Below are 631 nucleotides of genomic sequence, written 5' to 3'. Positions count from 1 at the left end.
AACCTGCTGGCCCCCTTGTTTAGACGCGATCGCCATGCCACACTTCCTTCCGCGCTTGCTGCTCCTGGTCGGGTGCTTTCTTGTTCTGCTGCCCCGGGGGGCGGCCCAACCACGCGGGGCCGCGCCGGTGGCCGCCAACCAACGCAGTGTCCCCCGACCGCTGGCGGAGCAGTGGGTGGCCCGCTATGCCGCACCGGGCAGCCAGTACAATGGCGCTACGGCCCTGGCCGTGGACGCGGCCGGCAACGTGTACGTCACGGGTGGCTCGTCGGGCCGCAGCGGCACCGACAACGACTACGATTACGCGACGGTCAAGTACGCGCCCACGGGCCAGCAACTCTGGGTGGCCCACTACGACGGGCCCGCCCACCACCTCGACCAAGCCGTTGCCCTGGCCGTCGACGGCCAGGGCAACGTGTACGTGACGGGCATGTCCGCGAGTCGCACCAACAGCGACTACCTTACGATTAAGTACGCGCCCACGGGCCAGCAACTCTGGGTGGCCCGCTACAACGGACCCGCCGACCGCAACGACGTCGCCGTGGCGTTGGCCCTGGACGCGGCGGGCAACGCGTACGTGACGGGCACTTCTTTTTCGGCGCGCCGCGGCTTCGACGACGACTACGACTAC

The 631-nt window shown here is 68.9% G+C and carries 1 pseudogene; it reads left to right on the top strand.

Annotated elements, in window-relative coordinates:
• Nucleotides 1-34: 34 nt before the first annotated feature.
• Nucleotides 35-631, top strand: a pseudogene (locus tag ACP7AJ_RS21560) (hypothetical protein); the annotation flags it as partial.

The organism is Hymenobacter sp. B1770, assembly GCF_049896385.1.
Lineage (GTDB): Bacteria > Bacteroidota > Bacteroidia > Cytophagales > Hymenobacteraceae > Hymenobacter.
This window is presented reverse-complemented; position numbering and strand designations above follow the sequence as displayed.